At 61.4% G+C, this 21,734-nt stretch carries 19 protein-coding genes, 3 tRNA genes and 3 pseudogenes; 14 read left to right on the top strand and 11 right to left on the bottom strand.

The genetic code is table 11. The annotated features are described in order from the left end of the window. The 9 genes and pseudogenes from ACQKKX_RS10425 to ACQKKX_RS10385 form a co-directional block, all read left to right on the top strand. Positions 1-451 (top strand): DegT/DnrJ/EryC1/StrS family aminotransferase (locus ACQKKX_RS10425; protein WP_427570607.1); only part of this gene is annotated, 451 nt, incomplete at its 5' end. 85 nt (positions 452-536) lie between these two features. After that, a tRNA-Thr gene (locus ACQKKX_RS10420) sits at positions 537-609 on the top strand. A gap of 45 nt (positions 610-654) precedes the next feature. Next, a tRNA-Met gene (locus ACQKKX_RS10415) sits at positions 655-727 on the top strand. 87 nt (positions 728-814) lie between these two features. Beyond that, positions 815-979 (top strand): 50S ribosomal protein L33, encoded by a 165-nt coding sequence (gene rpmG, locus ACQKKX_RS10410; protein ID WP_100594914.1) that lies wholly within the window; start codon positions 815-817, stop codon positions 977-979. Positions 980-1,106: 127 nt separating this feature from the next. After that, positions 1,107-1,559 (top strand): MaoC family dehydratase N-terminal domain-containing protein, encoded by a 453-nt coding sequence (locus ACQKKX_RS10405; RefSeq protein WP_227296765.1) that lies wholly within the window; start codon positions 1,107-1,109, stop codon positions 1,557-1,559. Between the two features lie 2 nt (positions 1,560-1,561). Next, positions 1,562-1,990 (top strand): MaoC family dehydratase, encoded by a 429-nt coding sequence (locus tag ACQKKX_RS10400; RefSeq protein WP_427570606.1) that lies wholly within the window; start codon positions 1,562-1,564, stop codon positions 1,988-1,990. Positions 1,991-2,223: 233 nt separating this feature from the next. Continuing rightward, positions 2,224-2,388: pseudogene (locus tag ACQKKX_RS10395) on the top strand (TetR/AcrR family transcriptional regulator); the annotation flags it as partial. A gap of 322 nt (positions 2,389-2,710) precedes the next feature. Continuing rightward, positions 2,711-3,460: pseudogene (locus ACQKKX_RS10390) on the top strand (tRNA guanosine(34) transglycosylase Tgt); the annotation flags it as partial. 13 nt (positions 3,461-3,473) lie between these two features. Further along, entirely contained in the window at positions 3,474-4,031 is a 558-nt protein-coding gene (locus ACQKKX_RS10385) for a regulatory protein RecX (protein ID WP_427570605.1), read from the top strand. Between the two features lie 727 nt (positions 4,032-4,758). Here the strand turns inward: ACQKKX_RS10385 and ACQKKX_RS10380 are convergent. Next, positions 4,759-5,199, bottom strand: a complete 441-nt coding sequence (locus ACQKKX_RS10380) for a DUF4864 domain-containing protein (protein WP_427570603.1) — start codon at positions 5,197-5,199, stop codon at positions 4,759-4,761. A 184-nt stretch (positions 5,200-5,383) separates the two neighbouring features. Between ACQKKX_RS10380 and ACQKKX_RS10375 the strand changes: the two genes are divergently transcribed. Beyond that, positions 5,384-6,556 (top strand): MFS transporter, encoded by a 1,173-nt coding sequence (locus ACQKKX_RS10375; RefSeq protein ID WP_427570602.1) that lies wholly within the window; start codon positions 5,384-5,386, stop codon positions 6,554-6,556. On the opposite strand, the gene ACQKKX_RS10370 is transcribed toward ACQKKX_RS10375, so the two are convergent. Continuing rightward, positions 6,545-8,518: a putative bifunctional diguanylate cyclase/phosphodiesterase gene (locus ACQKKX_RS10370; RefSeq protein WP_427570601.1), complete on the bottom strand. Its 1,974-nt coding sequence runs from the start codon at positions 8,516-8,518 to the stop codon at positions 6,545-6,547. The genes ACQKKX_RS10375 and ACQKKX_RS10370 overlap by 12 nt on opposite strands. Positions 8,519-8,796: 278 nt before the next feature. On the opposite strand from ACQKKX_RS10370, the gene ACQKKX_RS10365 reads away from it, so the two are divergent. Next, positions 8,797-9,840 (top strand): class I SAM-dependent methyltransferase, encoded by a 1,044-nt coding sequence (locus ACQKKX_RS10365; RefSeq protein WP_427570600.1) that lies wholly within the window; start codon positions 8,797-8,799, stop codon positions 9,838-9,840. A 266-nt stretch (positions 9,841-10,106) separates the two neighbouring features. On the opposite strand, the pseudogene ACQKKX_RS10360 reads toward ACQKKX_RS10365, so the two are convergent. From ACQKKX_RS10360 to ACQKKX_RS10325, 8 genes and pseudogenes are all read right to left on the bottom strand, one after another. Then, positions 10,107-11,116 (bottom strand): annotated as a pseudogene (locus tag ACQKKX_RS10360) (IS30 family transposase). 171 nt (positions 11,117-11,287) lie between these two features. Continuing rightward, positions 11,288-12,121: an MBL fold metallo-hydrolase gene (locus ACQKKX_RS10355; protein ID WP_427570599.1), complete on the bottom strand. Its 834-nt coding sequence runs from the start codon at positions 12,119-12,121 to the stop codon at positions 11,288-11,290. A gap of 2 nt (positions 12,122-12,123) precedes the next feature. After that, positions 12,124-12,906, bottom strand: coding sequence for a TatD family hydrolase (locus ACQKKX_RS10350; RefSeq protein WP_427570598.1), 783 nt, complete (start codon positions 12,904-12,906; stop codon positions 12,124-12,126). Positions 12,907-12,917: 11 nt separating this feature from the next. Further along, the gene (gene metG, locus ACQKKX_RS10345) at positions 12,918-14,477 is read right to left on the bottom strand and encodes a methionine--tRNA ligase (protein ID WP_427570597.1); all 1,560 of its coding nucleotides are present in this window, start codon (positions 14,475-14,477) and stop codon (positions 12,918-12,920) included. A 94-nt stretch (positions 14,478-14,571) separates the two neighbouring features. Beyond that, a complete protein-coding gene (locus tag ACQKKX_RS10340; RefSeq protein WP_427570596.1) occupies positions 14,572-15,600 on the bottom strand; it encodes a DNA polymerase III subunit delta' in 1,029 nt (342 codons plus the stop codon). Continuing rightward, positions 15,597-16,286, bottom strand: a complete 690-nt coding sequence (gene tmk, locus ACQKKX_RS10335; RefSeq protein ID WP_427570595.1) for a dTMP kinase — start codon at positions 16,284-16,286, stop codon at positions 15,597-15,599. The genes ACQKKX_RS10340 and tmk overlap by 4 nt, the downstream gene beginning before the upstream one ends. 149 nt (positions 16,287-16,435) lie before the next feature. Continuing rightward, on the bottom strand, positions 16,436-17,605 hold the full coding sequence (locus tag ACQKKX_RS10330; RefSeq protein WP_427570594.1) for a D-alanyl-D-alanine carboxypeptidase family protein: 1,170 nt from the start codon (positions 17,603-17,605) through the stop codon (positions 16,436-16,438). Between the two features lie 158 nt (positions 17,606-17,763). Beyond that, entirely contained in the window at positions 17,764-18,825 is a 1,062-nt protein-coding gene (locus ACQKKX_RS10325; RefSeq protein WP_427570593.1) for a septal ring lytic transglycosylase RlpA family protein, read from the bottom strand. Positions 18,826-19,184: 359 nt separating this feature from the next. Here ACQKKX_RS10325 and ACQKKX_RS10320 point away from each other — a divergent pair, with 359 nt between their 5' ends. Continuing rightward, complete coding sequence (locus ACQKKX_RS10320; protein WP_427570592.1) at positions 19,185-19,394, top strand: hypothetical protein; 210 nt, start codon at positions 19,185-19,187, stop codon at positions 19,392-19,394. Between the two features lie 452 nt (positions 19,395-19,846). Then, positions 19,847-19,936 (top strand) — tRNA-Ser (locus tag ACQKKX_RS10315). A 106-nt stretch (positions 19,937-20,042) separates the two neighbouring features. Here the strand turns inward: ACQKKX_RS10315 and ACQKKX_RS10310 are convergent. Beyond that, positions 20,043-20,405 (bottom strand): hypothetical protein, encoded by a 363-nt coding sequence (locus tag ACQKKX_RS10310; protein ID WP_427570591.1) that lies wholly within the window; start codon positions 20,403-20,405, stop codon positions 20,043-20,045. Positions 20,406-20,738: 333 nt separating this feature from the next. Between ACQKKX_RS10310 and ACQKKX_RS10305 the strand changes: the two genes are divergently transcribed. Then, the gene (locus ACQKKX_RS10305; RefSeq protein WP_427570590.1) at positions 20,739-21,692 is read left to right on the top strand and encodes a lysylphosphatidylglycerol synthase transmembrane domain-containing protein; all 954 of its coding nucleotides are present in this window, start codon (positions 20,739-20,741) and stop codon (positions 21,690-21,692) included. Positions 21,693-21,734 lie beyond the last annotated feature (42 nt).

The raw sequence follows: 21,734 nt of genomic DNA, 5'->3' as shown, positions 1-21,734 counted from the left end.
GGCCGATGTGGCGCGGCTCCGGGAGATCGGTGGGCGGCGTGGGCTGCTCGTCCTGGAGCAGGGCGAGTCGGAGCAGCCGCACGACGGGCTCGCCGAGCGGCGGGCGCACGCCGGCTATCTGAACGCGCGGCTCAGTGGCGTACGGACGCCCGCCGGGAGCGAGCGGCACACCTACCAGCAGTACGTCGTCCGGGTGCCAGGCAACGGGCGGCCCGACCGGGACGCCTTCGCACATGCCATACGGGCCCGGGGAATTGACTGCCGCGTGCCGGTGAAGACGCCCGTGCACCGGCTGCCGCAGTTCCGGCGTGACGTCGCGCTGCCGGAGACGGAGCGGGCCGCCGACGAGACGCTGGCGCTGCCCGTCAGTGCCACGCTGTCGCGACGCGAGCTCCACAAGGTCGTCTCCGCGTGCAATGCGCTCGGTGGGCTGCTGCAGCCCGCTTTCTGACGCGCGGGCGGGGCGGTTCGAACCGAGCTGAAGTTCGGGTATGCTTAATTCCGTTGCTGCGGGGGAAACCCCGGGAAAGCAACAGGCCCCTATAGCTCAGTCGGTAGAGCGTCTCCATGGTAAGGAGAAGGTCTACGGTTCGATTCCGTATTGGGGCTCTGGTGTGAAGTTCCCTCACCTTCGGGTGAGGGGCATCGCATCAAAGCGGTGTAGCTCAGTCGGTAGAGCAAGCGGCTCATAATCGCTGTGTCACCGGTTCAAGTCCGGTCACCGCTACACACAGTAGCCGATTGTGGGGTCGGTCCTCCGGTCGGCTACTATTCATGCGTTCATCCGTCAACCGTCCGTCCAAGGAGCACTCACGTGGCTGCCACCGACGTCCGCCCGAAGATCACGCTGGCCTGCGTGGAGTGCAAGGAGCGGAACTACATCACCAAGAAGAACCGGCGTAACGACCCGGACCGTCTTGAGATGAAGAAGCACTGCCCGCGCTGCAACCAGCACACGGCGCACCGCGAAACGCGCTGACTCAGGCTCGTACATGAGGCCGTCCCCTTACCGAGGGGGCGGCCTCATGTCGTTATCGCGTGTGTGCGGCCGGCCGTAAGATCCGGCAACATCCGGCAACAGCGCAAATCCAGGAGGTGCCGAGTCCATGGCGCTCGACCAGTCCTTCGTGGGACGGTCCTACCCGCCCACCGACCCCTATGAGGTCGGCCGGGAGAAGATCCGTGAATTCGCGGAGGCGGTGCGGGACACCAATCCCGCCTACGTCGATCCGGAGGCGGCCAAGGCGCTCGGTCACTCCGATGTGATCGCTCCGCCGACCTTTGTGTTCGCCATCACGTTCAAGGCCGCGGGCCAGGTGATCGAGGATCCGCAGCTGGGTCTCGACTACAGCCGCGTCGTGCACGGCGACCAGAAGTTCGCGTACTCACGCCCGGTGCGCGCCGGTGACCGGCTCACCGTGACCTCGACGATCGAGGCGATCAAGTCCCTTGCGGGCAACGACATCCTGGACATCCGCGGCGAGGTCCACGACGAGGCCGGCGAGCACGTCGTGACCGCCTACACCAAGCTCGTGTCGCGCGCGGCCGAGGGGGCGTGACCATGACGACGACGATTCAGTACGCGGACGTGGAGATCGGCACGGAGCTGCCGGCCCAGGAGTTCCCCGTGACCCGCGCCACGCTCGTGCAGTACGCGGGCGCCTCCGGGGACTTCAACCCGATTCACTGGAACGAGAAGTTCGCGGTCGAGGTCGGGCTCCCGGACGTCATCGCCCACGGCATGTTCACCATGGCCGAGGCGATCCGCGTCGTGACCGACTGGGTGGGTGACCCGGCCGCTGTCGTGGAGTACGGCGTGCGCTTCACCAAGCCCGTCATCGTCCCGAACGACGACAAGGGCGCGACGATCGAGGTCAGCGGCAAGGTCGCCGCCAAGCTCGATGAAGGCCGCGTCCGCGTCGACCTCGTGGCGACGAGCGCGGGCCAGAAGGTGCTCGGCATGTCGCGGGCGGTCGTGCAGCTGGCGTAATGGCCGCTCCGTAGGAACCTGAGTAAGGGGCACCCTCCATTGCGGGGTGCCCCTTACTCGTAGGTGCGACTCCCGGCTCGTAGGTACGACTCGCGGCTCGTGGGCACGATTCCCGGCTCGTGGGCACGATTCCCGGCTCGTGGGCAGGGTGCGTACGCCTCGGTGGCAGACCCTCGGCGGCAGCCAAGATATGACGCTTGACATAGGTAGTGATTGACCACTAACTTAGCCGCATGGTCAGGATGAGCGCAGAAGAGCGGCGTGAGAGCGTCGTCCGTGCGGCGATGAGCGAGTTCGCCAGGGGTGGCTACTACGGCACCTCTACTGAGGCGATCGCCAAGCGGGTGGGTGTCTCTCAGCCGTATCTGTTCCGGCTCTTCCCGGGCAAGAAGGCCATCTTCCTCGCGGCGGCGACCCGTTGCGTGCAGGATGCGACGCGGCTCTTCGCCGAGGCCGCCGAAGGGCTGGAGGGCGAGGAGGCCCTGGGCGCCATGGCGAACGCGTACACCGACGTCATCGCCAGGGATCCCGAGCGGCTCATGATGCAGATGCAGGTGTACGTCGCGGTCGCCGCCGCCGAGGCGGCCGGTGACCACGAGTTCGGCGAGGCGGTCCGTGCCGAGTGGATGAAGCTCTGGGAGGCGGCGCATCTGCCCCTGGGGGCGGACGTGGACACGACGACGACCTTCATGGCCCAAGGAATGCTGATCAACGTCCTGGCCGGAACGCTCGATCGAGATCCAGGGCCTGCTGGGCTCGGATATCCAGATGCAGCTCGACGAATGCGTGGCACTGCCGGCGGAACCGCGGGAAATCGAGCGGGCGATGGAAATGTCGTTGCGCTGGGCGGAACGCTGTCGCGTGGCCTTCGGCGAGCAGCCGGGCAAGGCGATGTTCGGCATCGTCCAGGGCGGCGACCAGCCGGCACTGCGTGTTCGCTCGGCCGAGGGTCTGAAGCAGCTGGACCTCAAGGGTTATGCCGTGGGTGGTTTGGCCGTCGGCGAGCCGCAGGACGTGATGCTGTCCATGCTGGAAACCACGCTGCCGGTTCTGCCGACCGAAAAGCCGCGTTACCTGATGGGCGTCGGCACGCCCGACGATATCCTGAAATCCGTGGCGCGCGGCATCGACATGTTCGACTGCGTCATGCCGACCCGTTCCGGCCGCCATGGTCTGGCCTTTACACGCCGTGGCCGCGTCAACATCCGAAATGCCCGTCATGCGGAAGACATGCGCCCTCTCGACGAGGAATCGAGCTGCCCAGCCGCCCGCGATTATTCCCGCGCCTATCTGCACCACCTCGTCCGCTCCGACGAGGCGCTGGGCGGCATGCTGCTGTCCTGGAACAATCTTCACTACTATCAGGACCTGATGAAGGGCATCCGCCAGTCGATCGCTGAAGGCCGGTTCGAGGACTTTTATGCGGAAACACAGGAAGCCTGGGCCAAGGGCGATATCGACAAGCTCTGAGGACATGTTTGGCATGAGCGGCAAGGAGGAAGAGGATCAACCGATCGGCGTCACGCCGCGCATGCTGTCATGGGCGAAAAATTCCACCCTCTATCGGTTGTCGCGGCGGATGATGTCTGAACGCGAACTGTTCGACGCCATCAAGCGCAAGGCGAAGCAGAAATTCGAGGATATTTCCGAAGAGCACTTGCAGGTTCTGGCGGCAACAGCGCTTGAATTCGGCCAGTCGCTCGGAGCGCTCAACGATCAGAACTATGCCGAAACAAAGGTTCGCTCCGGCGTGCGCAGCGGTCGCTCGAAACGGATGATCCAGCGCAAGCTGCAGGAAAAGGGTATCGATTCGGAAACGGCATCGATCGCGCTTGAGGATGCAGACGATGTTCGGGCGGCGCTTGCCTATGCCCGCAAGCGCGGGTTTGGACCTTACCGGCGTGACGAGGCCGACGAGAGGCGGATCACGAAGGAGCTTTCGTCAATGGCGCGCCAGGGATTTAACCTCGAAATCTGCCGACGGGTTGTCGCCCTTGATCGTGATGAAGCCGAAGAGCTGACGGCTGGTGCCGCATTCTAGATTTCTGCGCCATGTTTCTAGCCATTGTCGATGGACAGGCGGGGGCCGGCTACGTCCTGAGTGAAGGTTTTTCCTTCCGCAATTCACATTTTCACCCGAAAAACTGGTTGCACTATAGTGCTTGGTCTGGGCTGGGTACAACAGCGCGCCGATCGTCAACCGGTGCGATTCAACGAAAGCCCGTGCCGCCATGTTGCGGGAGGCCATTCGTCGGCAGCGAAAGGTGGCGATCCGTTACGAGGACGCGCATGGGCACCGTCTGACAGCATCATCTGGCCCATCGCCATCGCGTATTTCGATGACGTGCGTTCTCGCGCCCTCGTGCGAGGAGCGATCGGCCTTCCGCCATGTCCGCATCGATCGTGTGGCGGTGAAGGCGCTCCTGGAGGAGCGTTATCCGGGGCGACGGCAGTCGCTGGTGACGGAGATGGTTTGCCGGTGCTGACGGGGGCAAGCACAGCCCTGAGATCCAGTGACCGTGGTTGAATATGTAAGTCGCGCTGCCTTCAGGACGATGGTTGCCGATCCCGAATACCGGGTTGCCTTCAAGGTTGGAGACGCGGCCCCTGCCGATATCGTGCTGCAGCCTCTCAAACATTTCCAACGTCCCTGTTTAACGCTGTTCAGAAGGCCGTGTTTACGCGTCAGATCGCTCGATTGTTTCGACTCCGAAAGGAAGATCGCGTATAGTGGGCCCGCACGCCGACTAATCCCTGGCGGACTGCGGCTAAATGCCCGTGCTTGCCGTATTCTTCAGCATGCGCACGCCGTTCACCTTGTAGCTGCCGTCATCCATCTGCCGCATCTCGTAAATCGCCGTCCAGTCCTTGCCGTCGGGACCCGTTATCATCACCTCCTGCAGCACCAGTTCACCGCCACCGACCAGTTTGGAGCGGCCGAAGGCATAGTTGCCGGCGTGAAAGATGGCCTCGTAGTTTTTCTTCACCATCTCGAAGAACTGCTTCTCGTCCGGGAACAGACCGCGGATGCCGGGAGAGGCGAAGGAGTAAGCCTTTGACGCATCCTCGGCTTTCATCGCCGCGATCTGGTCGCTGATGATAGCCTGTGCATCAGCGACCGGATCGTCTGCCGCTGCGCTGTCGGCAAGGGCTGCAGCGGACAGAGCGAGGAGGGCAAGGGATGCGGCAGACATTGATCGCAAGGACATCGGCATTCCTCCATGACGATAGGATAAGGCTAGCGTTATTTGAGCAAAGGTGAAGATGCCGTGACGAAGATTCTTCGCACGCAGGCTGGCGGCATTTGTTCCGGCTGCGGCGGCACCCCCTCAGGTCTTGCGGCATGCAGCCGCCAGTGCGAAGAGGGACCGATCCCAAACTCGGAACAATGCCATGGCCACGCTAGCGCCGCCCGCGCTGATCTTCTTTTGCAATTCCATTCTTTTCGTGTCGCTGTTTACCCGGCTGCCCTCCATCCAGGCGGGGCTTGGCGTCGACAAGGCCGTGCTGGGACTGTCGCTCCTTGGAGCTCCGATCGGCACGCTGGTCGCACTCTCGGTAGCAAGCCGCATTACCGAGCGGCTGACACCGCGGATTGCCGCGACGCTGTTTCTGGCGATCTGCGCGGTGATCATGCCGCTCATTACGGTCGCGCCGATCCTGCCATTCTTCCTTCTGTTCATCCTCTACGGTTTTTTCCGCACGGTCATGGACGTGGCAACCAATATGATCGCTGCGGGCACGGAACACCGCACCGGCGTGAAAGTACTGGCGCGCAGCCATGGCTTCTGGTCCGTCGGTCTGCTGGTCGGATCGCTCGCTTCCGGGTTTCTGGCAGGACGGGATGTCTCGCCATTCCTCCATCAGGCCTCGGTATCCGCGTTGGTACTGCTCGCCTGCCTCGTCATCCTGCGCATCACGCCGCGCGATCATTCCGCCGGCGAGATGAAAACGGAGCCGAAACGCAGGCCGATTTTCATCGTGCCGGATCGCACGATCCTGCTGATTTGCGTCATGGTGTTCGGAATCTGCATAACGGAAGGCGCCATCTACGATTGGGGCATCTTCTTCCTGCGCGAGCGCGCTGGCGCCGATGCGACGACCGCCGGCATCATTTATGCCAGCTTCACTCTAGGCATGGGCCTGACGCGTCTTAGCGGCGACTGGCTGCGGCAGCGTCACGGTACCATGACGCTGGTGCGTGGCTCGGCGACTTTGGTCATCGTCGGTTTGACCGGCATGCTGGCGATGCCGGGACTGGTTCTGACCGGGATCGCCTTCTTCGTGATTGGATGCGGTATCGCGCTTGGCTATCCGCTTGCCGTGGCCACCACGATCGAGCGGGGCAGGGGCGCGCCCGCAGACAATCTCGCCGCCTTGTCACTGAGCTTGATGCTGTCCACGATCGGGGTGCCGCCTGCGCTTGGTTTCGTCGCCGAAACGTTCGGCCTTCTGGCCAGCTTTGCCATGCTTCTGCCCTTTGCGCTGCTGAGCTTTATCATGGCGCCGGTCTCCCAAGGCGTGCGACCGGGCCTTAGAACCGGCTGGCGGCGCTCAGCGCGATAGGAGCCGCGGCAACAACTGCGACCGCGCGGCAGGAACCGGCCGGCCGAGCTGGTAACCTTGCGCGAAATCGATATCCATCTCGTGCAGGCAGCGCAGTTGCTCGTCCGTCTCCACACCTTCAACGAGGATTTTCGGACCTCGATGGCGCACCAGGTGGACAATATCGCGCAGCATGACGCGGCCGCGACTGGTATCGATATCGTGCAGGAAGGACCGGTCGATCTTGACCGTGTCGAAATCGATCAGGCGCAACCACGAAAGACCGGCAAAACCCGTGCCGAAATCGTCGAGCCAAATGCGGATGCCGAGCGTCTTCAAGTCGCTGATGCAACGCAGCACGTCGGAATGGATTTCCATATCCAGCCCTTCCGTGATCTCGAAGGCCAGGCGATGGCCGGAAAGACCGGTCTCTCCCAAAATCGCGGCAATGCTGGCCGCAAATCCCGGCGTCTTCAACTGGATCGGCGAAACGTTGACGCTGACGACCTCAGCCTGGTTCGACATCAGCATCTCGCGGCAAACGGTGCGGATCGCCCATTTCCCCAATTCGAGGATGATGCCGGTTCGTTCCGCAACCGGAATGAAAAGGGTCGGCGAGATATTGTCTCCGTCGAGCGTCTTCAGACGCATCAGAGCCTCGGCGGCATCCCGGCGTCCCGTCTTGAGGTCGACCAGCGGTTGATAGACCATGGATACTAGGTTCTGGTTGATGGCGATCTTCAGGAGGGCGGCGATATTCTCGCTCTCGTCGCTCGTGTGGGGATCGCTCGGATCAAACACACGCGCGCAATTGCGACCATGGGCCTTGGCGCTATAAAGCGCGCGATCGGCTTCGTGGATCATCTTTTCCAGCTTGGCACCGATATGGTCGCGGGTGAAGGCCGCACCGACGCTGACGGTGACGATCGCCGTCCCATCGCGGCGCTCCACATGCGGAACGCCAAGACCTTCAACAGTCGCGCGGATTTTCTCGGCCAATGCCACAACGTCGGCGCGACTGTCGACCCGCGCCAGAACGATGAATTCCTCACCGCCATAGCGGCCAATTGAGCCTCCCAGCGGCTCCACCGCCTCACGAATGGTGCTGGCGACGGTGATAAGGCAATGGTCGCCCTGGATATGGCCATAACCGTCATTGTATTTCTTGAAGAAATCGACGTCGACCAGCATGGCCGCAAAACCGCGTCCTTCGCCTTGCCAGTCGTTCCAATAGGCGCGCAGGCGCTGATCGACGGCGCGGCGGTTGTCGAGCCCTGTAAGGTAATCGGTGTTCGACATGCGTAGCAGCGCAGCACCGCGGTCATTCGCTTCCGTCTGGCGAAGCTTGGCTTCATGTGCATTGAGGAAGACGTGGTAGCGCTCGACGTTCAATTTCCAGTTCACATAGGAGGTGAACACGAAGCAGGACAGATAGAAGGTGCTGAAGGCAAAGGCATAGCTGCTGTCATGTGGAAAGAAGAGCAGGAGCGATGTCAGGAAGGTCGCGAGAATGGCGCCCGAGGCCATGATCGAAAGAAGGAAGGGAAAGTTGAAGAACAGGTTGGCGCCCATCATGAAAATGGCGCCGAAGATCATGTAATATGACAGGCTTTCGACATAAGCCGTATGGACTGCTGGCACCAACCAGGCTGCATAGGCCACGACCAGTGCTGCCGCGCTTATCCGGTCGAGCCAGCGGGCATGAAGCTTCAGAGCGACGAGAATTTCGAGGACCGTCAGGGCTAGAACCGAGACCAGCAGTCGCGCCAGTGCTGTCTCGACCGCAACGTCGGGGATCAGCAGAAAATCGGTAAGCGAGTATCCCAGATAGGAGAGGACCGCGATCCAGAGACCCTTGCGCGTTGCCGTAGCACGGGCCCGCTCGTCGTCTTCCCGATAAAGCGCGCGAAGCTCTGCCGTGCTCGGTCGCTGCAGCGACTTTTGCAGGTCTGTTTCGATGGCGTCGGCAAATGTGTGCTTCATGCACTGTCCTATCAAGTCGGTCCGTATGGGATATTCGCTTTCCCTAACAGAACCATGGGCGAGCAGGCAGATTGGTTCCGCAATCCCGCTCACATCCCCGTAAATTTACGGGGAAGTCACTTAACTTTTCTTGAATCTTCAAGGGTCAAGCAGCTGCCTGCACCATTTGCGGAATTTGATAGTTAATCATTAATGCAAGTGTATGGTGCGTTTTTAGATATATCGTGTTTGATTGCACGCGTTAATAATTCATTCACGTTAGCAGTGGGGTATGTCACGTGAACCAGATCAATTTAGCATTCGACGGCCACAGTCTCATCACGCCGAAACAGATTGCCGATGAGATGTCCGTCGCTCGGCCGGAAGATTTCGATCGCCATTTTGCAGCAGGGAAGGGGGAACTGGCGATCCTTCTGGAACTGGCGCGCCAGCAGTTCGAAAAGGATGAAAATCCGACGGCGATCATCGACCGCATTACGCTTGCGCTTCACGACTTGCGCGGGCGGATGCATCAGAGCGTATGGCAGAGCCTGGTACCGTTCATCCAGAACCATGCAGTGGCGCAATATTTTCTTGAGGATCCGCTGACGCGCTGGTCCTGGGACAAGCCGCGTGGCTATTCCGGCGATGCAAGCCTGCTCGATCTCATCTACCGGCATGACAGCGTTTCGGAGATGATCGCCAAGGCGTCGCCGCGCGGCAAAGCACTGTTCGAATATACCAGCACGGCGCCGTCTTCCCAGGCCAACTGGGACCGGCGCGATATCCTGGCCAGCCAAGTCGACGCGGTTGCAGCGGCGAGGGGACCGGAGACCGAAGTGCTGAGCATCGCGGCGGGCCACCTGCGCGAGGCGGAATGCTCGCAGGCTCTCAAGGCCGGCGGCTTGAAGCGCTACGTCGCGCTCGACCAGGACCCGATCAGCATCGGCACCATTTCCCGCGATTATGCGAAAATGGGCGTCGAAGCGGTCGATGGCTCGGTTCGCCAGGTTCTGGCAAAGCGTATCGATCCGGGTCAGTTCGATCTCGTCTATGCGTCGGGTCTTTATGACTACCTGGTCGACAAGGTGGCGATCAAGCTCACCCAGCGCGCACTTGACATGCTCAAACCTGGCGGCACGTTCCTGTTTGCCAATTATTCCTATCCGATCGTGGTGGACGGCTATATCGAGACCTTCATGAACTGGCAACTGCTGCTGCGTTCGGAAGCCGATATGTGGAAAATCATCCATGCCTGCACGGATGGCGGCGATTACGAGACGGACGTGTTCTTCGGCAAGAACCGCAATATCGTCTACGGCACGATCAAGCGCCGCGACTGAATCACATGCGCGGCGTCCAATGCAGTGGCGCCGCGCATTTCACAGCCCAAGGACATCAGGGCAGGGCTTGGCTTTTTGCGCCGCTGATCATCAGGATCATGCGACGACGTTAGCTCGGCCAACTACCACTCAGCCAATTTCGATCTGCTGTAACTACCGAGGCGCTATATCTCGGCCCGGACCCATCGGGGATGCTACGACCTCATGGAAATAGAGTATCCAGCCTGTGAGTTCATGCTGAAGCGCGACTTGCGGGTTTGTTCAAGCTAACCGGCATATCGCATCTGAGCGAGTAGTTTCTTGCGAAACACCTCTGCCGGGGTTCGATAGCCGAGGCATTTGCGCGGCGTGCCGTTCAGTCTGTTGCAGATCTCGATCAGGTCGGTATCCGTCACCGACAGCGGATCGACCTCTCTCGATAGCCATTTCCGCGCTCGTCTGTTGGTGTTTTCGACAGTGCCTTTTTGCCAGGGCGATTGCGGGTCGCAGAACCAGGTTTGCGTGCCGATGCTGGCTTGCAGATAGGGCCAATCCGTAAACTCCGTGCCGCGATCGAAGGTGATGGAGCGACGCGCGAGATGGGGCAGGGCTTGAAGCGCCTGGACGAGGCCATCCATGACGGGTCGGGATTGCCGATCATTGTTGCGCAGGAAGATGGCAAAGCGGCTCACGCGTTCAACGAGCGACGTCATATTGGCTTTTCCGAACTTCTTGCGGAACTGAATGAGATCGCATTCCCAATGCCCGAACTGCTTTCGGTCAGCGACAGATCGGGGCGTCGCAGAATGTTGAGTTCCGGGCTAAACCGTTGACCATGCTTGCGTCTGGCATGACGCGGTCTGCGGCGGGCCCGATGTTCGGGTAAATATCGCCACAGCTTGATCGCCTGACCATCGGCAGAATACGCGAACTTGTAGATCGTCTCGTGGCTCACCGAGACAGGATGACGCTCGAGCCGCATTCGGCCGGCGATCTGCTGCGGCGACCAACCGTGCATGATCCGGTCGATAACGGACTGCCTGACATTCGAGAAACGCGCCAGCTTCCTCAGCTTGGTGCGGCGTTCACACGCCATGTCATGAGCGGTGACGCAATAATAGCCGTTCAGGTCCACAAACTCGGCATCAGTGAAGGTGTTGCGTCTGATCTCGCGAAATATCGTCGAGCGATGCCGGCCCAGCTTCTCGGCGATCAGCTCAACGCTCAGTCCGGCTGTTCTCCAGCGGGCAATCTTGCGCCGTTCGTCCATGTCGATATGGGAGTAGGTGTGTTTCATTGCAGCTTCCTTGCGAGTGACAACCCATTGGTATCATTCGCAAGTCGCACTTCATCCTTGAACCCACCGCCAGCAATCCAAAACTTCGATAATCTATATTATGGAACTTTTGAATTAGGTATTCGGGACTGACGGTTGCGCTTGTACCCTCATCCAACCGCTGCCGCTGCGTCAGACGACCGCCGCGTCGAGGTCGATCTGGAAAGTCAGACCGTCATGGGCCGGCACGACGTGTTCGGGCGTCTCAGCCATCACTACGTCGTAATCCAGCGGTGTATGCATATGGGTCAGAATGGCCCGCGCCGGCTTCAGCCTTTTAATCCAGTCCAGTGCTTGGCCCAGCGAAAGATGGCTTGGATGCGGCCTGTATTGCAGCGCGTCGATGATGAGCATGTCGAGCGATTTCAGGCGCTCGATGCTGTCGGCGGGAAAATCGCTGACGTCGCTGCAGTAAGCCACGTCGCCGATACGAAAACCCAGCGAATGAATGTCGCCATGCACTTGTCGATGCGGCTGAAAACGCATGGCGCCGCCGGCGCCTTCGATGATGATATCCGTGCCTGGCGTGTCTTCTATCAGTCTGGCGATGGCGATCGGCGGATAATTGCTGCCGGGCGGCGTATCAAGGCAGTAGCCGAAGGCCTGGCGAATGCGCACCAGCGTTTCGGCGTCCGCATGGATCGGCAGCCGATGATGCTGCACCACGAAATAGCCGCGCAGGTCGTCGAGGCCATGAAGGTGGTCGGCATGCGCATGGGTATAGAGGACGGCATCGAGACGTTCGACCTTTGCGGCGATCATCTGGGCCCGGAAATCCGGGCCGGTATCTATCACCACGGTTGTCCTGCCGCCGTCCGGACCGATCTGCTCGATGAGCAGGCTGGCGCGGGTTCTCCGGTTCTTCGGATTTTCCGGGTTGCAGGCGCCCCAGTCACCATTGAGCCGCGGCACGCCCGGCGAAGATGAACAGCCGAGAATGGTGAAACGCCGGCGGTAGCCTGTCACGATCAGAGCCTCGGCATTTTCGTGAAAAGACGCAGGGCATTGTCCGTGGTGACCCGCGCCATGTCTTCCAGGCTCAGCCCATGCACATCTGCCAGAACTTCCGCCGTATTGACGACGTAGGACGGCTCGTTGCGTTGCCCGCGCCAGCGTTTGGGCGCAAGGAAAGGCGCGTCTGTTTCTACCAGAAGCCGTTCCCGCGGAACGGTCTTGGCAATCTGACGCAGATCCTCGGATTTGGGGAAGGTGAGAATGCCGGAGAAGGATACGTATCCGCCAAGCTCAACGCCAACCCGCGCCAGTTCGGCGCCCGATGAGAAGCAGTGCAGGATGAAGGGGAAAGCCCCCTTCCCGCTTTCGCTGCTGAGAATTTCCGCCATGTCGTCATCCGCGCTGCGGCTGTGAATGACCAGCGGCAGACCCGTTTGGCGCGCCGCTGCGATATGGCGCAACAGTCCGGTCTTCTGGTCGGCCGGCGTCTGCGTGTCGTAGAAATAATCAAGACCCGCCTCACCGATCGCCACGATCTTTTCGTGGGAATGGGCGAGCCTGACGAGGTCATCGACCTGGATATCCAGTTCCTCGCCGGCATTGTTGGGATGGGTACCGACCGAGCAGAATACCGACGGGTATTTTTCGGCAATCGCAAGCAGGCTCTCGAGCTTACGCACGCGCGTGGAGATAGTGACCATCTGCTGGACGCCGGCGGCATGAGCGCGCGCGATGATATCGTCGCGCTCCGCCTCGAACTCGGCAAAATCCAGATGGCAATGGGTATCGATCAGCATCTGCCTGCGCCTTATGCGTTGCTTGCCGGTGCAACGTAACGCGGAAAGACCGGCGTCGGTGCTTGGAGCGCGGTGCCCGGCACGAGCCGGCCGGTTTCGCCCAGAGCGGCAAAATCGCGTTTATCGGCGGGCGCAGTCACCAGGTCGAGTAGTCTTGCCGTCGATGCCGGCATGAACGGCTGCAAAAGGATGGCGATCTGGCGCACCACTTCTGCCGTGACATAAAGTACCGTGCCCATGCGCTCGGGATCGGTGTTCTTCAACGCCCAGGGCTGCTGGCCGGCGAAATACCGGTCCGTCTCGGACACGACGGCAATGATCGCGGCAACGGCCTTGTGGATGGCCTGTCTGCCCATCTCGTCGCGGCAGATCGAAAGAAGTGCATCGGCAGCCGCCAGCATAGCTGCATCCTCTGGCGTCAGTTCGCCCGGCTGCGGAATTTGGCCATCGCAGTTCTTGACGATCATCGACAGCGAGCGGCTCGCGAGATTGCCGATGCCGTTGGCGAGATCCGCATTGATACGGATGCCAATTGCTTCCTCGCTGCAAAAGCCGTCCTGACCGAAGGAGATCTCGCGCATCAGGTAATAGCGGATCTGGTCGAGGCCGAAATGCTCGATGAGTTCGAAAGGATCGAGCACGTTGCCGAGCGACTTCGACATTTTCTCACCGCCCTTTGCCAGCACGAAACCGTGCGCGAAGACGCGCTTGGGCAGCGGCAGGCCGGCGGACATCAGGAAGGCCGGCCAGTAGACCGAATGGAAGCGAATGATGTCCTTGCCGATGATATGGGCATCGGCCGGCCAGAATTTTGCACGTGGGCCATTCGGGTCGGTCAGCACGCCCACGGCCGTCAGATAGTTGGTCAGCGCGTCCACCCACACATACATGACATGCTCGGGATCGTTCGGCACCTTGACACCCCAGTCGAAGGTCGTGCGCGAGATCGACAGGTCACGCAGGCCGGACTTGACGAAGGAAATGATCTCGTTGCGGCGCTCGGCCGGCCCGATGAAGTCCGGCTGTTCTTCATAGAGTTTCAACAGTCGGTCCTGATATTCCGACAGCTTGAAGAAATAGCTCGACTCCTCAACCCATTCGACCGGCGTGCCCTGCGGCCCGTAGCGCACGCCATCGTCGCGCAGTTCGGTCTCGTCTTCGCCGTAATAGGCTTCGTCGCGCACCGAATACCAGCCGGCATAGCTGTCCTTGTAGATATCGCCGGCATCGGCCATCATCTTCCAGATGGCCTGGCTCGCCTCGTGATGGCGCGGCTCGGTGGTGCGGATAAAATCGTCGTTCGAAGCGTTCAGCAGCTTGCCCATCTGGCGAAATTCGGAGGAGTTGCGCTCCGCCAGTTCCTGCGGCGAAATGCCTTCCTTGCGCGCCGTCTGCTGCATCTTCTGGCCGTGCTCGTCCGTGCCGGTCAGGAAGAACACGTCACGACCATCCAGACGCTGGAAGCGCGCCATGGCATCGGTGGCGATCAGCTCATAGGCGTGGCCGATATGCGGCTTGCCGTTCGGATAGGAGATGGCAGTGGTGATGTAATACGGTGTCTTGTCGGACATGGCGGCGGCACTCTGCAAATTTTCACGTTCACCTGCCGCTCTTAAAGCAAGTTTCCGCAATGCGAAACAGCTACTTTCCCACCATGTCGCAGGATCAGGCCCGCACCTCCTCCAGGATGGACAGGATGGTCTGCTTGCGATCGAGATTATAGGCCTGGGCGACGGCAATGCGTTCGCCGACTTCGCTGGAAAGGCGCGCCGCACGATCGGCGCCTGCAAGGTCGCCGGCTTGAGCGCGCGCTCGCGCCTGTTCGACCAGATGTTCGGTCAGATGTTCGACGAAGAAGCCGAACAGAACATCATTGTCCTTTCCGGACAGGACGTCGGCCAGCCGGTGCATGGCTTTTCGCGCGCCCGGGCCCTGCGCCTTCAACACGTCCTCGAACGCCTGAATGATATCATGGCCGCCATAATTCATCAGTTTGAGTGCCTGCGCCACGCTTCCCTTGGCAAGGCCGGCGATTTCCTGCGCCATGCGTCCGCTATCGAGCGGCGCGCCGAGCGTCTCCAGCGCCAACGCCAGGTCGTCGTTCGACAGCGGCTGCAGCCGCAATGGCAGGCAGCGGGAACGAATGGTCGGCAGAAGCTTGCCGGGCGCATGCGACAGGACCAGGAACAGTGCCCGTTTCGGCGGTTCCTCCAAAATCTTCAGAATGGCGTTGGCGGCGTTGCGATTGAGATCGTCGGCGGGATCGACGATGACGATGCGCCAACTGCCCGAACCCGATGTTTGCGAGAGAAAATGCCCGGCGCGCCGCACCTCGTCGACGGTAATGGCCGATTTCGCCCTGCCGGTCTTGTCGTCCACCGGCCGCGTAAGGTGCAGGAGATTGTGCGAGGCACCGGCGACGATCTGGCGGCTGACCATGCTATCGGGATCGGGGGGCGAGAGCCTGTCCGGCGCCGTCGAGGGATCGGGATGGGTGAGGACGTGATTGGCGAAGCGAAACGCCAATGTCGCCTTGCCGATGCCTTCGGGACCTTCGATCAGGATGGCGTGGTGGCCCTTGCCAGACCGGTAGCTGCGCGCAAGAAAATCCTCGGCTTCCGCGTGGCCGAAAAGGTTGGTGTTGCGCTGTGGCGCAATGGCGCCGTCGAGTACGCTGGGAGCCTCGCCGCTCACGATGCCGTTTCCCGTGCGATCGAAGGCACACCGCGCCGTTCGAGCAGATCATCGACGAGCGCGGCGATCTCATGAGCAATATCGACCTCGGGCCGGTCGGCCTCGACGATGCGGCAGCGTTCCGGTTCATTGGCCGCAATTTCGAGATAGGCCTCCCGGCGCTTTTCGTGGGTTTCCTGCTGCTCGCGTTCGAAACGGTCGGGCGTGGACGCTGGAGCGGTCGCATCGCGACGCCTGCCGGCGCGCGCGAGCCCGATTTTAGCCGGCAGATCGAGGAGAATGGTGAGATCCGGCATCACCCCGTCGACCGCCGCCTCTTCCAGCGCGGCCATGAATGCCGGCTCCAGGTTGCCGGTCACGCCCTGATAGACGCGTGAAGAATCCACGAAGCGATCGCATAGAACAGCCGAACCCCGTGCCAGCGCCGGCCGGATGATCTCCTCGACATGATCGTTGCGGGCAGCCGCAAACAGCACGGCCTCCATGCGCACGCCGAAACTTTCGGCAGCTCCCGACAGGATGACATGGCGTACCGCTTCCGCTCCGGCCGAGCCGCCGGGTTCGCGCGTCACCACCACATCCATGCCGCGGCCACGCAGGTGTTCGGCAAGGCGACGGATCTGGGTGGATTTGCCACTGCCCTCGCCGCCCTCGAAACTGATGAAAATCCCGGCTGGTTCCGCCACGCTGCCTTCGTCCTGCTGGAGGCCGCGAACATGGCCTCAAATTGTCCGGCACGGGTTAAGATGTGCTGGTCGATGTGGTTTGCGCCCTCATAGCGCAACTTGCGTCCGCGTGGAACCGCCACAGGGGCAATCGCCGGGTGTAAATGCACCTAAAGCCAGAAGAACATCATCTCCAGCAGCGCATCGGTCGCCTGCGACACGAGCGAACCCGTTGCGACCGCCGCCGCGGCATGAAGCGGCACTTCGCGCAGCAGCCGCTCGCCCGAATAGACCTTGAGCACACCGACATCCTGACCGACCGCCACGGGCGCGCGCAGTGGCCAGCGATAGACGATGCGCGCCGAGAGCCGCTCGAGATTGTCGGTCGGCACGTAGAGCTCGATCGGTCCTGCGGCGACAAGATCGACCCTACCCTGTGCGCCGCCATAGACGCTCGCCTGCCCGACCGCCTCACCGTCCTTGAACACGATCCGGTTCTCGAACGCGCTCAGGCCCCATTCGAGAATGCGACGGGCCTCTTCCGAGCGCTCCTTGTCGCTGGCAAGCCCGCCGAGCGCCAGAAACAATCGCGTGCCGTTGCGCTCGACCGAGGCGACGGCCGCAAAGCCCGCGCCCTCGGCAAAACCTGCGCCAAGCCCGTCGATTCCCATATTCAGTCCCAGAAGCGGGTTCTTGTTGCGCTGAAAAATCTTGTTCCAGGTGAAGTCCGGCTGCGCGTAGAGACCGTAATAATCTGGATAGGTCGTGTGGATGTGGCGCGCCAATGTCACCATGTCGCGCGCGGTCGTATGGCTTTCGGCGTCCGGCAGGCCGGTGGAATTGCCGAACACGCTGCGGCTCATGCCGAGGTCCCGGGCCCGGTCGGACAAGCGCGAGGCAAACAACGCGTCGGACCCGGCCATGCCTTCGGCAAGGATCATGCAGGCATCGTTGCCGTTTTGAATGACGACGCCCCGCACGAGGTCATCGACGCGAATGACGGAATTGAGAGCGGCAAACATTGTCGTCGTACCTGACGGCGCGCCGCCCTTGCGCCAGGCGTTTTCGGACACCTTGTAAGTGGTCTCGGGCGTTATCTCGCCGTTTTTCAAGGCGGAGAAAACCAGGTCCATCGTCATCAGCTTGGCAAGCGATGCCGGCGGGAAAGCCTGATTCTCGTTGTTGGCGAGAAGAACCGTGCCGGACTTTGCCTCGACCATGTAGACCTGACGGGCCTTGGTCGCGAAGATCGGCGCGGCATCGCCGGGGGCTGCGGCCAGCGCGCCGGGCAAAAGCGTGGAAACGGTGAAGAGCGCCAACATGGCGATGCGCGTCAGCATTCTCGGTCCCCGAAATGCGAAAGTGTCAGCCCCGTTGGGACTGCTACCAACGTGGCGGCGCCGGTGCAATCTTCAATAGGGATCAACCACTTGTTTTCGACAGGGTTTTGCGTTCGAGGGCGGCAAATTTGCGACACCCTCCCCGTCGTGTCGGCAGATCAGCGGCGGGCCGGCCGACGGATCGGCGCGTTCTGGAACGAGCGGGCCTGAGCCTCGAGCGTATGCTCGCCATAGGCCGGCTCCGCGGCATAGGCCACATACGTCGCAGCGGCAGCCTGACGCGCACCCGGACGGGCGCCCGGCAGAGGTCCGCTGAAGGGTAGATCGGCAAAATCCTGGAAGGACGAAACCGCATCGTTGCGACCAATGCCTGCCGCCTGCGGCAATGCGGCGGCCTGCGCCTCGACGGCAGCAAGAGCGGCCGAGGCCTTCGACGATGGACCGCTCGGCGTGCGGCCGGCGAGCGCCATCGGGGCCGACGGGCGGACCGACGGCGATGCCGACGTCGCATAGCTTTGCAGCTGGTCGCCGAAGCGCTCGTTGGACGCCACCATCACGCCGCTAGCGATCTGGCCTTCCGGCCGGATGCCAGGAATGCGATCGCCCTTGCGGACATAGGATGCCATCAGAAACGGCATGTCATGGCCATCCATACGGGCGCGGCCGACATATTGCACGTTCACATTGCCGGTGCCGGTGCGCTTCATGTCGAGCATATCGGCGGCCTGGCTCGACACATCGATGATGCGGCCCGGATGATAGGGGCCGCGATCGTTGACGCGAACGATCACCGACGAGCCGGTATCGAGATTGGTCACGCGGGCATAGCTGGGCAGTGGAAAGGTCGGATGCGCGGCAGAGAGATGGCTGGAGTCATAGACTTCGCCATTGGCCGTCAAGCGTCCGTGAAAGGCCGACCCGTACCAGGAGGCCAAACCGTTCTTGTTATAGTTCGGGTCTTCCTTGGGTACGTACACCTTGCCCTTGACCTCGTATGGGTTGCCGACCATGAACCGGCCGCCACCCTTGGGCACGGGCTTGCCGTCCGCGACAACGCGCGGGCTGGCCTTGACGCCATATTCCTTCTCGGAAAAATATTCCTTGCTGCGCTGCTTTTTCGGCTCGGGCTTCGAGGTCGCACAGGAGGCGACGCTTGCACATGCCAGCGCAATGCCGAGCCAACGCGCGCCAAAAACAAGCTTGCTGTTTCGTAAATTCAATTTTCAGTCCCGCCGCTTTCAGGCCATCTCCAATCCCGTTTGGAGACAGTCCCCCATGTGTTCATGCGCGCCGCGCGCAAGATCACCTGTTAGTCGCGTCGATACTAGTGCCTGCATGATGGCGAAATTGCGAACAAAATCTGTGGACTAGAACAAATAGCGAAGAACATGGTTAAGCGTCGGTTAAAGCTGCCGTGAGCACCCTGCCCACCTGACGCTCGCCTCGCCGCGGCACATATGCCTGAAAATGGGCCAGTCTCACCGAAAGACAAAGGTGAGGTCGAAGTCATGGACAATCAAAACGGGTGAACTAGTTTCTCCAGGATTACGTTAGACAAAACAGTATGGAGGAACCACCCATGAACAGAAACGTCATCGTCGGGATCGCCGTCGTCATCGTTGTCGCGCTTGCGATTTGGATGTTTATTCCCGGCTCCCGGACGCCGACCGGCACCACGCCTGCAACGCCGCCCGCCGCAAGCACGACCACGCCCGCACCGGCAACGCCGGCGCCGGCCACCAGCGAACCCGCAGCCCCTGCCCCGGCGACGCCGGCCCCCGCCAACTGATCCATTGCCCACCAGGCAATCCGAATGAGACCGTCAGCGCCATCCGGCGCCGGCGGTCTTTTCCCGTGGCGACTGAGCCCGATATGACGCGCTGGCTCACAAACTCTCTGGCTGCTCTGCGCGCAGGGCAAAGGGATTTCGTCAACGCTGTTTCGAACATGACCGTATCAGTTCGAATCTGTCGGACCGGACCGCAGGCACTGGTGCATGATTGAACCCACCGGGCGCCGCCGCGAACGGCTGAACGCCGCGGTATGGTTCCGGGAGTGCCACCACCGGAAACTGTATCCGCCGGAACGATGGGTGATCCGCTGATGCAACACATGGAATACGGAAAGCAGCTAACCGCTTACTGTTGACGTTTGGCCCTGCAACGCTGTAAAGCCGGATGCCGGAATGGCCGGGCCGCCTCGTCCCGGCGATCCAAGGTCCCATGGCCTGCGCATTCCTTGGGAAGAGTGTCCGAGTGGTTTAAGGAACCGGTCTTGAAAACCGGCGTGCGGGAGACCGTACCGTGGGTTCGAATCCCACCTCTTCCGCCAAATCTTCAACGAAAATACATAGGCAACAGTACCTGACCGCGGCCGAGCAGAGGCAAAAACAGCCGGCATTCACCGGCTGTCTCGTTATTGTTTCAAGAGCTGCGCCTCAGTTGCAGACGCGCACGTTCTCGTAATGCCAGCCGCCATCATAGGCGTTCTGCACGCGGCGATCTTCGAACCAGCAGCGTGGCGGTGGCGGCTCCTCGACATAATAGCGTGGGCCGCCGCTGTTACCGTTGGCAAGCGCGCCACCAATCAGGCCACCGATGACGCCGGCCGCAAGGCCGCCGGCGATGATCTTGCCGTTATCGTGATCACGGTGATGACGGCGCGGCGGCGGTGGCGGGCCGCGGCGGTCGTCCCAGCGGTGCGGTCCATCGCGCCACTGGGCGGTTGCGGGCAGGGTCTGCGCCAGCATGCTGCCGGCAGAAACCGCCAGAATGAGCGCGACGCGAATGGGCTTCTTCATTGCACATGTCCTGTTGCAGTCGCGGTGCCGAACCCGACAACCGCCATTCTTCGATAAGATGCGCGTAATCTCCTTAATACAGGCTGAACGATGACTGTGTCCGGCCGCACTAGCCTTCGCAACGGCCGTTCGCTCGCCTGCAGGAATCCGATAGAGGGCAATCGTGGAACAAAGACGGCAAGTTGCCGTTCATCCGGGTCACTGCGGAGATAATTTCATGGCGATGATTTTCGCCCTCACCCGACCTCGCGTTCGCCTATCCATTTTTGTTGCCGCCATCCGTCGTCTGGCCGCGTTTTGCTTTGGGATGTCCCGCAGTCGATGGGTATCGCCATGAACGCCAAGCGCATTCTTGCCTGGTCGACAATGGTGATCGGCTTCGGGCTTGCCGGCTATCTGCTCTATGTAGGCCTTCGACAGTACACGTTTTCCGATATTGTCGAATCGGTCCGGGCGATCCCGCCCGGCAATCTGGCCCTCGGTCTATTCTTTGCCGCCGCCTCCTACCTCTGCCTGACATTTTTCGACTGGGCGGGCGTGCTCTATGTCGGCGGCCGGCTCGCTTACCCGAAGATCGCCCTGGCATCCTTTCTGGCGTTGTCCATCGGTCAGAGCGTCGGCCTGGCGGGCCTCAGCAGCGGGGCCATCCGATACCGCTACTATGCCCATTGGGGGCTTGATGCGGAAGCCGTGGCCAAGATCGTGCTGATGTCAGGCGTCACTGTCGGGCTGGGGCTGGCCGCGCTGGGCGGCGCGGTGATGATCCTTAATCCCGCCGACACGGCCGCTGTTCTCAAGATCCGCGGCACCGTGGTGACCCTCACCGGACTGGGTCTGCTGCTAGCCTGCCTTGCCTATGTCGTCCTTGCACTGACACTGAGAACACCGCTGAAGATCTGGAAATGGCATTTCGGCATGCCGACATGGCGTGTGGCGGTCATGCAGATCGTCGTCGGCACGATCAATTTCGCGCTGGTTTCCGCCTGCCTGCGCGAAGTCATGGCGGCATCTGCCGATGTCAGCTACCTCAAGGCCGCGACCGCCTTCGTCCTTGCCAATGTGGCTATTCTCATCACCCATGCACCGGGTGGGCTCGGCGTCCTCGAGGTCACGGTTCGGCATGTCATGGGCGATCAGGCATCGATCGGCGCACTCGTGGCTTTCCGGGTGATCTACTTCCTCATTCCGCTCGCCATCGGCCTGCCGCTGTCGCTGGTCACAGAAGCGGTTTTTCGCGCCCGAAAAAGTCATCATGCGCCTGCCTCATCCAGCGGATCGGCGGCATAACACAGCTGTGCATCGCTTTTGCACGCAACGCCTTCATTTCCG

Origin of the sequence: Neorhizobium sp. NPDC001467 (assembly GCF_050275975.1) — a bacterium.
Classification (GTDB): domain Bacteria; phylum Pseudomonadota; class Alphaproteobacteria; order Rhizobiales; family Rhizobiaceae; genus Neorhizobium.
This window is presented reverse-complemented; position numbering and strand designations above follow the sequence as displayed.